Consider the following 14,913-nt stretch of genomic DNA (forward strand, 5'->3'; position numbering starts at 1 on the left):
GGATGCTGAACTTCCTCGCCCGCCGCCTTGTGCAGATCGTGCCGACGCTGTTCTTCGTGTCGGTGCTGATCTTCTCGCTGCAACAATTGCTGCCGGGCGATCCCGCGCTGGTGATGGCGGGCGAAGAGCGCGATCCTGCGGTGATCGAGCAGATCCGGCATCAGTACCGGCTCGATCAGCCGGTTCCCGTGCAGTATGCCTACTGGATCAAGGGCGTCCTGTCGGGCGACTTTGGCGAGTCGCTGCGCAACAAGATGCCGGTGCGCGAGCTGATCGCGCAGAAGCTGCCGGTGACGCTACAGCTCGGCTCGATGGCGATCCTGATCGCGTTCTGCATCGGCATTCCCGCCGGCATCGTCGCGGCCGTGAAGAAAGGCACCGCCTGGGACTACGGCGCCAATTTCTTCGCGCTGTGGGGCATCTCCACGCCGAATTTCTGGCTCGGCATCATGTTGATCTTCCTGTTCTCGATCGAGCTCGGCTGGCTGCCGGCCTCGGGCTATGTGCCGCTCACCGAAAACTGGCGCGCGAGCCTGGCGGCCACCATCATGCCCGCCTTCGTGCTCGGCAATGCGATTGCCGCGATCCTGATGCGTCATACCCGCAGCGCCATGCTCCAGGTGCTGGAGAGCGACTATGTCCGTACTGCGCGCGCCAAGGGACTGTCGGAACGCTCGGTCATCCTCAAGCACGCGATGCGTAACGCACTGACGCCCATCATCACGCTCGGCGCGCTCGAGCTCGGCACACTCTTGTCGGGTGCGGTGCTGACCGAACAAATCTTCTCCATCCCCGGCTTCGGCAAGCTGATCGTGGATGCCGTGTTCAACCGCGACTATGCGGTCGTGCAGGGCGTGGTGCTGGTGACGGCCACGGTCTACATCACGCTGAATCTCATTGCGGACGTCGCTTATATCCTCGTCAATCCGCGGCTACGGGGCTAGTGCCATGACTGACACGGCGCTCGCCAGTCCCGTCACGCAAGCTCACGAGCCGGACAGCCCGGCACGCCGCGCCCGGCGGCGTCTGTTCAGGCGCAAGGCCGCTGTGTTTGGCCTCATCGTGATCATCGCGTTCATCCTTCTTGCGGTGCTTGCACCGGTCGTCGTTCCCTATGATCCCGTCGCGACGAGCTGGAGCCTGGTGCGCAAGCCGCCGACCGCCGCGCACTGGTTCGGCACCGACGAGCTCGGCCGCGACATCCTGAGCCGCGTCATCTACGGCGCGCGAGCCTCGCTGCTTGCAGGCTTGATCTCGGTCGCGATCGCGCTCGGCATCGGCCTGCCGCTGGGCCTCCTCGCCGGCTATCGCGGCGGCTTCGCCGATGCGCTGATCAGCCGGATCACCGACGCAATGCTCGCCTGCCCGTTCCTGATCCTGGCGATTGCGCTGGCGGCATTCCTCGGTCCGAGCCTCGGCAATGCCATGATCGCGATCGGCATCTCCGCAACCCCGATCTTCATCCGCCTGACCCGCGGCCAGGTGCTGAGCGTCAAGGCCGAGGACTATGTCGAGGCCGCGCGGGCACTCGGCAATCCACCGTGGCGGATCGCGTTCTCGCATATCCTGCCGAACATCCTGCCGGCGCTGCTGGTGCAGGCGACACTGTCGATCGCGGCGGCCATCATCGCCGAAGCGGCGTTGTCCTTCCTCGGCCTCGGCCAGCAGCCGCCGGCACCGTCATGGGGCAGCATGCTCAATGCCGCACAGCGCTTCCTGACCCAGGCGCCCTGGATGGCGATCTGGCCGGGGCTTGCGATCTTTCTGGTGGTGCTGTCGCTGAACCTGCTCGGCGACGGCCTGCGCGACGCACTCGACCCGCGCCAGCGCTAGCTGTCCCTCATGGTGATACGCGCGTCTCGAATCATGAAGGCCCGACTGTCACCTGTAGCCATCCTTCGAGACGCGGCCTAACGGCCGGTCCTCAAGATGAGGATCTTAAATGACGATCTCCCGCATCACGCGGCGGCAATCCATCTCATATTCGAGATCGACCACGGGAGGCCGGGCAAAATGCCAGGTCAGGCCGGAGCGCAGCGCGCCGCGACGGACCAGCTCGTCGACCAGCGCGTGGTGGAAGTCGTGCACCGAATAGGCCTGCACGCCGGTGGTGTCCTTCCAGCCGAAGCCAAAGGTTGCCATCCGATTCTCCATCTGCGAAGTCGTGGTGAAGCGCACCTTCTCCCGCAGCCCTTCCGGGCTGAGATCGCGGTAGCGCACCGTGCGCTCGACATAGGTGCCGCTGCCCTCACGTGCCTCGGCGCCACCGGCGATCACGAAGCTCGGCGCTGTCGAGCGGGTTGGGCGCGTGAAGGAGAACGCGTAGAATGACGGCTCGGACGGAGGATCGATCTCGGGGCAGACATTGCTGCGTGCCACCGGATTGGTGGTGCCGTCGAAGATGCCCCATTCCGACAGTGTCTTCACATAGTGCAGGTTGAACGCCCGAAAGCCTTCCTCGCTGAAAGCCGCCGGCGAGCGCAATTCGCAGGCACAGAATGCCGTCAACGGCCGCCCGGCCTCCTGGATGAACTTCGCCGCCAGCGCAAATCCTTCCGCAAGCGGCACCAGGCGGTCGAACCGGACGCGCTCGATCTCGTAGCCGTCATCTGCGGCGGCACCCGCCGAGTACTGGAACACGGACGGAATGAAACGATAATTGCCGGCAGAGAACTCACGAATCATGACGGACTCCTATTCCAGTTGCATGCGAATGCCCTTGGCGCCGTTGAGCAGGCGTCTTAGGTGAAAGCCGGCCAGGGGATCATCGGCGTGCATGCCGACCAGCGCAGCAAAGGCCGGCATAGCGGCGGCATCGCCGGCCTCCATCTTGGCGAAAGCCTCCGAATATAGTGCCGTCTCAGGCGCTTCGAATTTGGCCTGCGGCAGCGGTTCGAACGCGCGCAGCGGCTCGCTGCGTCCGCGCAGCATCAGCTCGCCTATGGGGCGGCCTTGAAAGTTTTCGGCCGACTTGGCGACGCTGGCGCTGACGCAAATGCGCGTTCCCAGATGCTTGTTGGCAGCCTCCAGCCGCGCCGCGATATTGATGGTGTCGCCGTAGGCGGTGTAGTCGAAGAAGCGATTGCCGCCGAAATTGCCGACCAGCGCCGGGCCCGCATGCACGCCAATCCGCGTGGTCCCGAAATTCACGCCTCTCGCCCTCCAACGCGCCGAGAAGTCCTCCGCCCAGGCATCGAGATCGTGGGCGCAGGCGACCGCACGCGTCGCATAATCCGGCTGGTCCCCCGGCGCGTTGAAGAGCACCTGAATCGCATCGCCGATGATTTTCGTGACCGTCCCCTCATGCGCGAAGACGATCTCGGTCATGCCGCCGACATACTCATTGAGGAGCTCGCCGAGCATCTGGGGCGCCGCGCTCTCCACCAGCGACGTGAAGCCGGTGATGTCGGTGAAGATGGTCGCGACCTCGCGCCACTGCACGTCCATGCCGTCGCCGGCGACCTCCGCCGCCAGGCGCCTGGCGATCTCCGGCGAGAAGAAGCGCGACAGCGACGCATGGGCGCGCTCGGCCTCCAGCTGGCGCCGCCGCACCTCGCGCAGCATCTCGACGTGGCGAATGGTTTTATCGATCGTGGCTTCCAGGTCGGCGAAATCGATCGGCTTGGTCAGGAAGTCGAATGCGCCGCGGTTCATGGCGGTACGGATGTTGCTCATGTCGCCATAGGCGGAGACGATGATGGTCGACTTCTTGTCCTCGGCCTCCTGGAGCTTCGCGAGCAGAGACAGTCCGTCCATCCTGGGCATGTTGATGTCGGAGACCACCATATCGACATGCGGATTCTGCTCGAGCGATTGCAGCGCCTCGAGGCCGTCGCGCGCGAACATGATATCGATGCGCCCCTCCCGGATCTGCCTGCGGAATTTTTGCAGGATCAGCGCCTCGAGGTCCGGCTCGTCATCGACGAAGAGGATGGTCGCAGTCATGCGGCTTGCTCGAGCCTCGTATCGATCTCCTGCCGCAGCAGCGCAAAGTCGATCGGCTTGGTCAGGAGCCCGACGGCGCCGCGCTCGATCGCCTTGCGGCGCGTTTCGGCGTCGCCATAGGCAGTGATCATGATGACGGGAACGTCCGGATGCGCGGCACGTACCTTCGGCAGCATGTCGAGCCCGCTCATGCCGGGCATGTTGATGTCCGAGAGAATCAGGATCAGCGAGGGATCGCGAACCTCGGCGGCGCGCTTGAGTGCATCGGGCGCAGAGGACGCAAATTCCATCTGGAAGCGTCCCGCGCGCAGCTCCCGCCGGAACTGCTGCCGGAACAGCGCCTCGACGTCGGGCTCGTCATCGACGACCAGGATGTAAACGTTCAAGTCTCGTCTCCAGTAGTTCCGCCTGCCGCCATCGTGCGCGGCAGCGTGATGATGAATTCGGTGAATACACCGGGCTCGGTGTTCACGTCGATCGTGCCGCCGTGCTGCTTCACGACGATGTCATGGCTCATGGAAAGGCCGAGCCCGGTGCCCTCGCCGGCCGGCTTGGTGGTGAAGAAGGGATTGAACATCTTCTGCTTCACCTCGGGCGGAATCCCGGTACCGTTGTCGCGGATCCGGATCTCGACCCTGTCGGCGAGGTTCTTCGTTGCCGCGCGCAAGGCCGGCTCGAACGCCTCGCCCGCGCTCTCCTTGCGCTTGGCAGTGGCATAGAAGCCGTTGGAGATCAGGTTGAGGAAGACGCGCGTGATCTCCTGCGGATAGATATCGACCATGCCGGCGGCCGGGTCGAGCTCGCGCTGAAGCGTGACGTTGAAGGCCGGTCTTTCGGCACGCGCGCCGTGGTAGGCCAGATTGAGGCTCTCCTCCACGACTGCATTGATATCCACCGCGCGATGCTCGCCGGAGCCCTCGCGCGAATGCAGCAGCATGTTCCTGACGATGGAATCGGCGCGCTTGCCGTGCTGCACCACCTTCTCGAGATTGGCCCTGAGCATGCCGGTCAGCTCGTCGACCTCCTCCTTCGTCTTGCCATCGAGCGCGGCCGACTGCAGGGTCTCCTTGAGCTCGTCGATCAGCTCGGTCGACACCGCGGAGAAGTTGTTGACGAAATTGAGCGGGTTCTTGATCTCGTGGGCGATGCCCGCCGTGAGCTGGCCGAGGGAGGCGAGCTTCTCGGTCTGGATCAGGCGGTCCTGGGCAGCGCGCAGATCGTCGAGCGACTGCGACAACTCTCTGGTCCGTTCCTGGACCTCTTCGAACAATCGGACATTCTCGATCGCGATAAGGGCCTGGTCTGCGAAGGTCGTAGCGAGTTCGATCTGCTTCGCGCTAAACGGCCGCACCTCGTGCCTTGTCAGAACGAACACCCCGATCGGTGCTCCCTCTCGAAGCAAGGGCACACCCAGCATCGTACGCACGTTGGCGCGCCTTCGGGCGGACGAGGGCGCATATTCCGGATCGGCCTGCACATCCGGGACATGAACCGTCTTGCCATCGAGCAGCGTGCGGCCGACCACACTTCCCCGTTCAGGTACAGAGGCGAATGTCCGAAGCTTGTTTTCCTGTTCCGCGTCGAGTCCGCAGCTTGCCGCCAAATAGAAAACGCCATCGTTGGGCCGGAAAATCGTCCCCTCGTCCGCGTCACACAAGCGAGCTGCCGAGCCAACAAGCGTGTTCAGCACGGCTTGCAGGTCGAACGCCGAACGGCTGATGACTTTCAACACGTCGGCGGTCGCAGTCTGCTGCTGCAGGGACTCGCTCAATTCCGCTGTGCGCCGTTCGACCTTGTTTTCGAGGTCGGCATAAGATTCCTGCAAGCGCGCGCCCATCTCGTTGAACTGGTTGGCGAGGCCTTCGAGTTCGTCGCCGGTCTTGATCGAGATGCGCTGGGAGAAGTCGCCGCCGCCGATCCGCTCGGCGCCGCTGCGCAGCGCCTGGATCGGCCCGACCATGCGGCGCGCGAGAAAGATCCCCGCAAGCACCGCGAAAATCGAAGCCGCCAGCAGCACGATCGCGAGCCGCTGCAACGAGGCATAAAGCGCGGCATAGGCCTCCTCGACAGGAAGCTCTACGAACATGGTCCAGCCCAGCGGCGCGATCGGGGCCGATGCGGTCAACACCTTCTGCCCCTGGATATTGCGCGCTTCGGGAAGCGCGTCGGAGGTGGGGCCACTGCCGGCCTGCGCGGCGCGCACTTGCGCAAGACCCGACATGTCGGTGTTGCGTAGGACCAGGCTGATATCGGGATGCGCGATCAGGCGCCCTTCCGGTCCGACCACATAGGCATGCCCGTGCTCGCCGACCTTGATTTGCGACACGACGTCCCAGATCAGCTTGAGATTGACCTCGGCGATGCTGACGCCGGCATCTTTGCGCGCGCCGCCCAGCGCCAGCGTCATGTAGGGCTCGGACTCCCGGCGGAAATAGACCGGCCCGTAATAGATCTTGTGTGCGAGCGCCTCGGTGAATTTCGGATCGCTCGACAGGTCGATCCCGCTGTCGACAGAGTTCATCGCCAGCCGCGAGACGCGCAACCGCTCCTTGCCGGTCGAATCCACCTGGGCGAGCTCGGTGACGGCAGGCACTTGGCGGAGCAGCCGCAGCGCGTCGAAGCGGCGCTGCTCGATCGAGCCCCCCGACCAGGGCAGTTGCGTGGTCCAGCCGAGCTGGCTCTCGATCTCCTTGACGAACTGGCCAATCTTGGCCGCGGCTGCCTCGGCCTGCTCGTGCTGGACCCGGATCAGCGAGGCCTTGTGCTCACGATAATAGAAGAAGACCTCGAACAGGCCGTTGGCGAGCAGCGCGACGGCGACCACTGCCACGAACAGCGCGACATATTTGGTGAACAGCCGGGTCCTGATGCCGCGGCCCGCCGCTTCGCCGGACGCGCCCTCCCCCGGCGCCGCGCTCGGCAGCGTCCTGGCTTGCGGGGTGTCGGGATGGAGGGAAAGGCTCATCCCTCGGAACCTAGCAAGAAGACCGGACCTTGTCTCTCGCAAGCGCGGGAACGGACTCTTGCTGGAGCCGAGAACGAAAAAGGGCGGCAACCCATTGCCGCCCTCTGGATTCGCTCGGATGGGCCTCAGGTCGGCCGCAGGGCCTTGTCGGAGCCGAGGTCGAGATCGGCCACCTGCTTGTTCCGCTCCGAATCGGCCGCCGCGCGATGGTCGGTCGCCAGCACCACGTAGACCGCCGGCAGCACGAACAGCGTGAACAGCGTGCCGATCGACATGCCGGCGACGACGACCAGACCGATCGAGAAGCGGCTGGCCGCGCCCGCGCCGGTCGCGGTCAGGAGCGGGATCAGGCCCGTCACCATCGCGGCCGTGGTCATCAGGATCGGCCGCAGGCGGATGCGGGCCGACATCTCGATGGCCGAGCGGCGGTCGAGCCGCTCGTTGACCTGGAGCTCGTTGGCGAACTCCACCATCAGGATGCCGTGCTTGGTGATCAGGCCGACCAGGGTGAGCAGGCCGACCTGGGTGTAGATGTTCATCGTCGCCGCGCCGAAGAACAGCGGGATCAGCGCACCGACGATCGCCATCGGCACCGAGATCATGATGACCAGCGGGTCACGCAAGCTCTCGAACTGCGCGGCCAGCACCAGGAAGATGATGATCAGCGCGAAGCCGAAGGTGATGGCGAGCTGGTTGCCTTCCTGCACGTATTGCCTGCTATCGGCCAAATAGTCGTGACTGAAGCCTTGCGGCAGCTTTTTGGCCTCGCCTTCGAGGAAGTCGACCGCCGCACCAACGGTCACGCCGGGCATGGGCACGGCCGAGAACGTCGCCGAGTTCAACTGATTATAATGCGTCAGCGAATTTGGGTCGGTCTTGGTCTCGATCGACACCACCGTCGACAGCGGGAGCTGCTGACCGGTGTTGGTCGTCACATAGTAGCCGCCGAGCGATTCCGGCGACAGACGCTTGCCGCGTGGCACCTGCGGGATCACCTGGTAGGAGCGGCCCTCGAGGTTGAAGCGGTTGATGTAGTTGCCGCCAAGCAGCACCGCGAGCGTAGAGCCGAGGTTCTGCATGTTGACGCCGAGGTCCTGCGCCTTGGTGCGGTCGATCGTGACCTTCACGTTCGGCTGGTTGTAGGCGAGGTCGCTGTCGGAGACGATGAACATGCCGCTCTTGCGCGCGGCGTCCTTCAGCTTCTCCATCTGCTCATAGACCGTCTGGAAGCCGGCGGTGGAATTGATCACCATCTGAATCGGCAGACCACCCGGTCCGCCCGGCAGCGGCGGCAGGTTGAAGGCGAAGGCCTGCACGCCCTCGATCTTTGAGAGCTCGGCCTGCACCAGCGGCTTCAGCTGGATCGACGAACGCTTGCGCTCGTCCCAGGGCTTCAAGAGCATGCCGGCGATGCCGCCCTGCGGGCCGTTGATGCCGTTCAGCACGAAACGCAGATCGGTCTCGGGGAATTTCTGGAATTCCTTGTCGAGCTTCTCGCCATAGAAATCGACATAGTCGATGTTGGCGTATTTCGGCGCCTTGGTCACCGCAAACACGATGCCCTGGTCTTCCTCCGGCGCCAGCTCCTTCGAGGTGTGCATGTAGAGGAAGCCGACCAGGCCGAGGATCGTCACCGCGAACAGGCCGGTGATCGCCTTGTAGTCCAACGAGCGATCGAGCTTGCGCCCGTACCACCGCGTGATCGCACCGAACACCCGGTTCACGAGCTTGGCGAAGCGGCCCTCTTCGGTGTTCTTCAGCAGCACCGAGCACATCATCGGCGACAGCGTCAGCGCGATCACGCCCGACACGATCACCGAGCCCGCGAGGGTGAACGCGAATTCGCGGAACAGCGAACCGGTGAGACCGCCAAGGAAGCCGATCGGCGCGTACACGGCGGCGAGCGTGATGGTCATCGAGATGACCGGCCCGACAATTTCGCGCGCGCCCTGCAGCGACGCCTGGACCGGCGTCTTGCCCTCCTCCAGATGGCGGTGGATGTTCTCCACCACGACGATGGCGTCGTCGACCACAAGGCCGATCGCGAGCACCATCGCGAGCAGGGTCAGGAGGTTGAAGCTGAAGCCCAACGCCAGCATCAGGGTGCAGACGCCGATCATCGACAGCGGGATGGTGACGACGGGAATGATCACCGAGCGGAGCGAGGCGAGGAACAGGAAGATGACCACGATCACGATGATCACGGCTTCGCCCAGCGTCTTCTCCACCTCGTCGATTGAGGATTGGATGAACTTGGTCGAGTCGTAGGCGACCTTCATCTTCATCGACGGGGGCAAATTGCGTTCGAGCTCAGGGAACAGCGCGCGCACGCCCTTGACCAGCGTCAGCGGATTGCCCTGCGGCGTTGCCTGCACGCCGATGAAGATCGCGTGCTCGCCGTTGAAGGCAACGCTCGCATCGGTGCTCTGGGCCGCAAGTTCGACGGTGGCGATGTCCTCCATCCGCACGAAGCCGCCGTCCTTGGCCTTGACGATCATCTTCTTGAACTGGTTGACGTCGGTCAGGCCCGTATTCGTCGAGACGTTCGAGACGATGAGATAGCCCTTGGCCTGGCCCGCCGCAGACTGGAAGTTGTTGGCAGTGATCGCGGCGGCGACGTCGGCCGGTGACACATTGCGGCCGGCCATCTTCACGGGATCAAGCCACAGCCGCATCGCGAAGGTCTGACCACCAAGAATGTCGGCCGAGGCCACGCCGTCGACGGTCGACAGCACCGGCTGCACCACGCGCGTCAGATAATCCGAGATCGCCGAGCCCGATAGCTCCTCGGACGAGAAGCCGAGATACATCACGGCCGTGGTCTGGCCCGTGGTCTTGGTGACGATCGGGTCGTTGGATTCTTTCGGGATCAGGTATTTGACCGAGTTCGTCTTGGCCAGCACCTCGGTGAGCGCCTGGTTCGGATCGAAGTTCAGCTTGATGTAGACCTGGATCGTCGAGGTGCCGAGCACCGAGGACGAGGTGATGTAGTCGACGCCCTCGGCGGAAGCGACCGCCTGCTCGATCGGCGTCGTGATGAAGCCCTGGATCAGGTCCGCGGATGCGCCGGGATAGACGGTCGTGATGTTGATGACCGTGTTCGATAGCTTGGGATATTGCCGGATCGGCAGCACCATCGCCGCGCGCAAGCCGATCAGCAGGATCAGCAGGCTAACAACGACCGACAGGACCGGTCGCTTGATGAAAATGTCGGTAAAGGCCATCGCGGCGATCTCGATTTCTATGTCTCAAGAGGCGTGATCCGGCCGAGCCGGATCACGTGAATGTATTTGTCAGTAGCGCGGCGGCTGCGCCGGGATTGCCGGGGCCGGATCGGTCGAGATCGACACCGCCGCGCCCGATTGCAGCTTGAGCTGGCCCACGGCGACGACCTTGTCGCCCGGCTTCAGGCCCTTGACGATCTCGACGCGACCTTCGACCCGGTTGCCGGTCTGCACGAAGGTGCGCACCGCGGAGAGGCTGGTCTTGCCGTCCTCTTCCTTCTTCTCGGTGATCACGAACACCGAGTCGCCGTACAGCGTGTAGTCGACCGCCGTCTCCGGCACGGTGGTCACGGCCGGCTTGTCTGGCAACACCACCGTGGTGGTCACGAACATGCCCGGCTTCAGGATCCTCTCCGGATTGGCAATCGTTGCCTGCACGCGGATGTTGCGGGTGTCGGTCGAGATTTGCGGCTCGATCGTGGTGATCTTGCCCTCGAAGGTGCGGCCCGGATAGGCATCGACCTTCAACCGCACAACCTGTCCAACCTTGAGGCTGCCGGAATCCTTTTCCGTCACCGTGAAGTTGGCCCAAAGCTCCGACAGATCGGTCAGCGACACGATGGCGGTGCCGGCCGTCAGATACTGGCCGACCTCGACCTTGCGCATGCCGAGATCGCCGGAGAACGGCGCGCGCACCAGCTTCTGCGAGATCAGCGCCTCGGTCTTGGCGATGCCCGCCTGCGCCTGGTCGTAGGCGGCCTGCGCCTGGTCGACGGTCGCCTGCGGACCGAACTGACGCGAGGCCAGCTGCTTGGCGCGGTCGAGCGACAGCTGGGCGACGGTCGCCTGCGCCTTGTAGTTGGCGAGATCGCCCTGCTCGGGCGTGTCGAACAGCTGCACCAGCGGCGTGCCGGCTTCGACACGCGTACCTGGCTCGAACTTGATCTCGGTGACGCGACCGTTGACGTCGGCGGAGACGTCGACCTGGTGCACGGCGGCAAGGCCGCCGACCGCGGTGAGCAGGTTCGGCACCACTTCGGACTTCGCCTCGGCGGCGCTGACGGCGACCGGCGGCGGCTTGTTGTTGGCGAAGAACTGCTTGATCATCTGGCCGCGGAAATAATTGAACCAGACGAGACCACCGACGAGCACGGCCAGAAGCGTGCCGACGATGATGAACCAGCGCACCGGCCTGACCGGACGCTTGGGAGCCTTGTTGTCGATCGGTTGGCCCGAAATCTTGTGTTCGGCTACGATGTTCATGTCATGCACTTTCTGCAATTGCCGTCTTGCCGGCATCCGCCGCCTGATTGTGGCTCAGATGCGAAGCAATTGCGGCGTCGTTAAGTCCGATACCCCTCAGGAGAAACTCACAGAGCTGCCGCTCCAGATCGTTTGCCTTACCGTAGGCGAGACAGGGCGCGGCTGGCAGCCTGGTCAGCGCCGCGGTCATCACCGAATGATGCGCGAACCAGAACAGGTTGAGCGGATCGCCAGTGCACGGCCGCGCGTCCCCGGCCGCAATCGCGCGCTCGAGCGAAGTGACGAAGACAGCCCCGATCAGCGTCTCGATCTTGGCGTAAAGCAAACGGGCGAATTCACCATCATCCAAATGGCTCGTAGCCATCAACCGCAGGCGCTGCGCCTCTTCCTGGTCGGGCCCGTCCGCGATCGCGAGGAAATGCTGGACCATGCCGCGGATCAGCTCGACCAGTGTAGCCGTCGATGGCTCCCGTTCGAGCAACTCCATCAGGGCCGGATCGGCCTCGCATTCGTCGCTCAGGATCTCGGCGTAGAGCGCCGCCTTGGACGGGAAATGCTTGAACAGCAACGCCTCGGAAATGGCAGCGGCGGCCGCCACGCTCTTGGTCGTGGTGCCGTTATAGCCGTGTCGGGCAAAGCAGCGTTTCGCGGCACCGAGGATCAATTGACGCCTCAGGTCGCTCGTCATACGCAATGAGCTCATGTTAGTGAGTAAGCACTCACCCACGCAGAAGTCAAGCAATATGTTGCATCGCAACCTCTGGATTCAGTGGAAACTGGCTAGAGTACACGGCGCACAGCAGAACGGGACGCCCGGCAAGGCTGGCCCTAGATCGGCTGGAAGCCCAGGTCGCCACGGATCCGGTTGACGATGTAGGTCCCATCCCGGGTCGGCAAGATCCGCTCGACGCTCGCGCTGTCGATCTTCACATTGGCAAAGCGGGGGCCCACGGAGACGTCGTGGACGGCCGTTGCGAAGGCCTCGACCTCGGCCATGGTCGTGACGGCCCGGCTGTCCTCGATGCCGCAGGCCCTGGCGATGCCGACGAGGTCGGCGGCCGCGGAGGTATGGCTGGTCTGGCCGCCGGTCTCGCCATAGGCCTCGTTGTCGAGCACGACGATGGAGAGATTGGCCGGCTTTTGCAGGCCGATCGTGGCGAGGCCGCCCATGCCCATCAGCATCTCGCCGTCGCCGGTGATGACCAGCACCGGCAGCTTTGGCTGCGCCAGTGCGAGCCCGAGCCCGATCATCGCCGCGCCACCCATGCCGCCCCAGAGATAGAAGTTGCGCGCGTGGTCGCCGGCCGCGCACATGTCGTTGGTGGAGGCACCCAAGCCGCCGATCGCAACGATGTCCTTGCGGTCCGCGAGCAGCGTGGACACCACCTGGCGGCGGTCGAGAAGATTGGCCTTGCTCATTTGGTGAAAACCTTGGCGCCGATCAGGCGCTGCGACAACAGGACGGCGGTGGGGGTCAGCGCGTTGTAGGCCTGCGCCGCAGCCGCCTCCAACACGGCCGGCACCTCGGCCGCGTTCGAGGCGCGCAGCACCTTGACGCCAGAGAGCTCGAACACGCCCTGCGTGGTCGATCCCATCGGCACCTGCCACGGATTGAACTCGCCCCATTCGCCGCGCATGGTGACGAGGGTGAGGAAGGGAAAGCGCAGGATCGGGATCAGCGACAGCATGTTGATGCAATTGCCGACGCCGCTCGACTGCATCAGCAACGCGCCGCGCTGTCCGCCCGCCCAGGCGCCAGCGAGAAGTGCCACGCCCTCCTCCTCCGTCGTCAGCGCAATGCCGCGCATCGTGGAGGAGGCCAGAACGCGCTGAATCAGCTTCGAGTGACCGGCGTCGGGCACGTACGGCACCTGCCGGACGTCGAAGCGCTGCAATGTCGCGAAAATATCGTCGGGCCAATTCGGGGCCGTGTCGGGAGCGTCAGCGCGCGCGTGCATTTTCCTGTCCGGTCGGCTAGCAAAGACGGCGCGACTGTAGACGCATGCGTGCGTCGATCAGAACAACAAAAACGGCATATCGGCTTTAACCGGCGAGTATAACGGGATGAACGCAGATGCGAAGGAGCTGGCGGCAAGCTTCGATCTCGAGAAGCTGACGCCTGAGTTCTACGACAACCCCTATCCGACCTATCGTGCACTGCGGGAGAACGAGCCGGTCAAGCGCCTGCCGAACGGCACCGTGTTCCTGACCCGCTATGACGATCTCGTCACCACCTACAAGAACACCAAATCGTTCAGCTCGGACAAGAAGCGCGAGTTCGCGCCGAAATACGGCGACAGCCTGCTCTACGAGCACCACACCACCAGCCTCGTCTTCAACGATCCGCCCTCTCACACCCGCGTGCGCCGCCTGATCATGGGCGCGCTGTCGCCGCGCGCCATCGCCGGAATGGAGGGCGACCTCATCAAGCTGGTCGACGGCCTGCTCGACGCCATCGCCGCCAAGGGGGCTTGCGAGCTGATCGAGGACTTTGCCGCCTCCATTCCGATCGAGGTGATCGGCAATCTGCTCGACGTGCCTCACGAGGAACGCGCGCCGCTGCGCGACTGGTCGCTGGCGATCCTGGGCGCGCTCGAACCGGTGGTGACGCCCGAAGCGGCTGCGCGCGGCAACAAGGCGGTACAGGACTTCCTCGCCTATCTCGAGACGCTGGTCGCGCGCCGACGCCAAAAGCCCGGCAATCCCGACCGCGACGTGCTGACGCGCCTGATCCAAGGAGAAGGGAGCGGCGAGGAGAACGGCGAGCGGCTGACGGAGAAGGAGCTGCTGCACAATTGCATCTTCCTGCTCAATGCCGGTCACGAGACCACCACCAACCTGATCGGCAACGGCCTCGTCGCGCTGCATCGGAACCCGGATCAGAAGCAGCGCCTGATCGACAACCCCGACATGATCAAGACCGCCGTGGAGGAGATGCTGCGCTACGAGAGCTCCAACCAGCTCGGCAACCGCATGACGACCGAACGGGTCGAGCTCGGCGGCGTCGTGCTCGATGCCGGCACGTCGGTGACGCTGTGTATTGGGGCGGCCAACCGCGACCCCGCGCAGTTTCCGGACCCCGAACGCTTCGACATCGCGCGCACGCCGAACCGGCACCTCGCCTTCGCCACCGGCGCGCATCAATGCGCCGGGATGGCACTGGCGCGGCTGGAAGGCGCGATCGCGATCGCGCGCTTCCTGGCGCGCTTCCCGAACTATGCCGTGAGCGGGCAGCCGGTCCGGGGCGGACGGGTCCGGTTTCGCGGCTTTTTGAGCGTGCCCTGCGCGATCGGCTGAGGCCTCCAAACAAAAATGACGAAAACAACCCCATGCACAGTAGAGCCTGGGTCGGCGAACCATGCCCTGATGCTCCGCAGAACTACCTGACATCTCAGGCAAATCAGGCCGCGCCACGCATTGGGGCGCATCAAGGCTTCCAAGGCGACAGTCCGATCCCCAGATCAAGCTGAAGGCCGCCGGTGCAGTCGGTTGACGCCCCCGCGCGCAGCAATGGAG

At 64.3% G+C, this 14,913-nt stretch carries 12 protein-coding genes; 3 read left to right on the top strand and 9 right to left on the bottom strand.

Annotated features, from left to right (window positions below; all coding sequences use genetic code 11):
* Positions 1-2: 2 nt before the first annotated feature.
* Both XH85_RS32490 and XH85_RS32495 read left to right on the top strand, forming a co-directional pair.
* Positions 3-944: an ABC transporter permease gene (locus tag XH85_RS32490; protein ID WP_128935124.1), complete on the top strand. Its 942-nt coding sequence runs from the start codon at positions 3-5 to the stop codon at positions 942-944.
* A gap of 4 nt (positions 945-948) precedes the next feature.
* Positions 949-1,833, top strand: coding sequence for an ABC transporter permease (locus XH85_RS32495; protein ID WP_128935125.1), 885 nt, complete (start codon positions 949-951; stop codon positions 1,831-1,833).
* A 105-nt stretch (positions 1,834-1,938) separates the two neighbouring features.
* Here XH85_RS32495 and cnbZ read toward each other — a convergent pair whose 3' ends face one another.
* The 9 genes from cnbZ to XH85_RS32540 form a co-directional block, all read right to left on the bottom strand.
* Entirely contained in the window at positions 1,939-2,685 is a 747-nt protein-coding gene (gene cnbZ, locus XH85_RS32500) for a 2-amino-5-chloromuconate deaminase CnbZ (RefSeq protein ID WP_128935126.1), read from the bottom strand.
* Between the two features lie 9 nt (positions 2,686-2,694).
* Complete coding sequence (locus XH85_RS32505) at positions 2,695-3,945, bottom strand: adenylate/guanylate cyclase domain-containing protein (protein WP_128935127.1); 1,251 nt, start codon at positions 3,943-3,945, stop codon at positions 2,695-2,697.
* Complete coding sequence (locus XH85_RS32510; protein ID WP_018315558.1) at positions 3,942-4,331, bottom strand: response regulator; 390 nt, start codon at positions 4,329-4,331, stop codon at positions 3,942-3,944. Before XH85_RS32510 ends, XH85_RS32505 begins: the two co-directional genes overlap by 4 nt.
* On the bottom strand, positions 4,328-6,910 hold the full coding sequence (locus tag XH85_RS32515; RefSeq protein ID WP_128935128.1) for a sensor histidine kinase: 2,583 nt from the start codon (positions 6,908-6,910) through the stop codon (positions 4,328-4,330). Before XH85_RS32515 ends, XH85_RS32510 begins: the two co-directional genes overlap by 4 nt.
* 125 nt (positions 6,911-7,035) lie before the next feature.
* On the bottom strand, positions 7,036-10,134 hold the full coding sequence (locus XH85_RS32520) for a MexW/MexI family multidrug efflux RND transporter permease subunit (protein ID WP_128935129.1): 3,099 nt from the start codon (positions 10,132-10,134) through the stop codon (positions 7,036-7,038).
* A 69-nt stretch (positions 10,135-10,203) separates the two neighbouring features.
* Positions 10,204-11,397 carry an efflux RND transporter periplasmic adaptor subunit gene (locus XH85_RS32525; RefSeq protein WP_164934647.1) on the bottom strand — a complete coding sequence of 398 codons (1,194 nt, stop codon included), beginning with the start codon at positions 11,395-11,397 and terminating at the stop codon, positions 10,204-10,206.
* Between the two features lies 1 nt (position 11,398).
* Positions 11,399-12,085 carry a TetR/AcrR family transcriptional regulator gene (locus XH85_RS32530; protein ID WP_164939989.1) on the bottom strand — a complete coding sequence of 229 codons (687 nt, stop codon included), beginning with the start codon at positions 12,083-12,085 and terminating at the stop codon, positions 11,399-11,401.
* 140 nt (positions 12,086-12,225) lie between these two features.
* Positions 12,226-12,816: a thiamine pyrophosphate-dependent enzyme gene (locus XH85_RS32535; RefSeq protein ID WP_128935132.1), complete on the bottom strand. Its 591-nt coding sequence runs from the start codon at positions 12,814-12,816 to the stop codon at positions 12,226-12,228.
* A complete protein-coding gene (locus XH85_RS32540; protein ID WP_128935133.1) occupies positions 12,813-13,355 on the bottom strand; it encodes a phosphonopyruvate decarboxylase in 543 nt (180 codons plus the stop codon). The genes XH85_RS32535 and XH85_RS32540 overlap by 4 nt, the downstream gene beginning before the upstream one ends.
* A gap of 106 nt (positions 13,356-13,461) precedes the next feature.
* Here XH85_RS32540 and XH85_RS32545 point away from each other — a divergent pair, with 106 nt between their 5' ends.
* Entirely contained in the window at positions 13,462-14,694 is a 1,233-nt protein-coding gene (locus XH85_RS32545) for a cytochrome P450 (RefSeq protein ID WP_128935134.1), read from the top strand.
* The last annotated feature ends 219 nt before the right edge of the window (positions 14,695-14,913 follow it).

The sequence above is a fragment of the Bradyrhizobium zhanjiangense genome (genome assembly GCF_004114935.1).
Classification (GTDB): domain Bacteria; phylum Pseudomonadota; class Alphaproteobacteria; order Rhizobiales; family Xanthobacteraceae; genus Bradyrhizobium; species Bradyrhizobium zhanjiangense.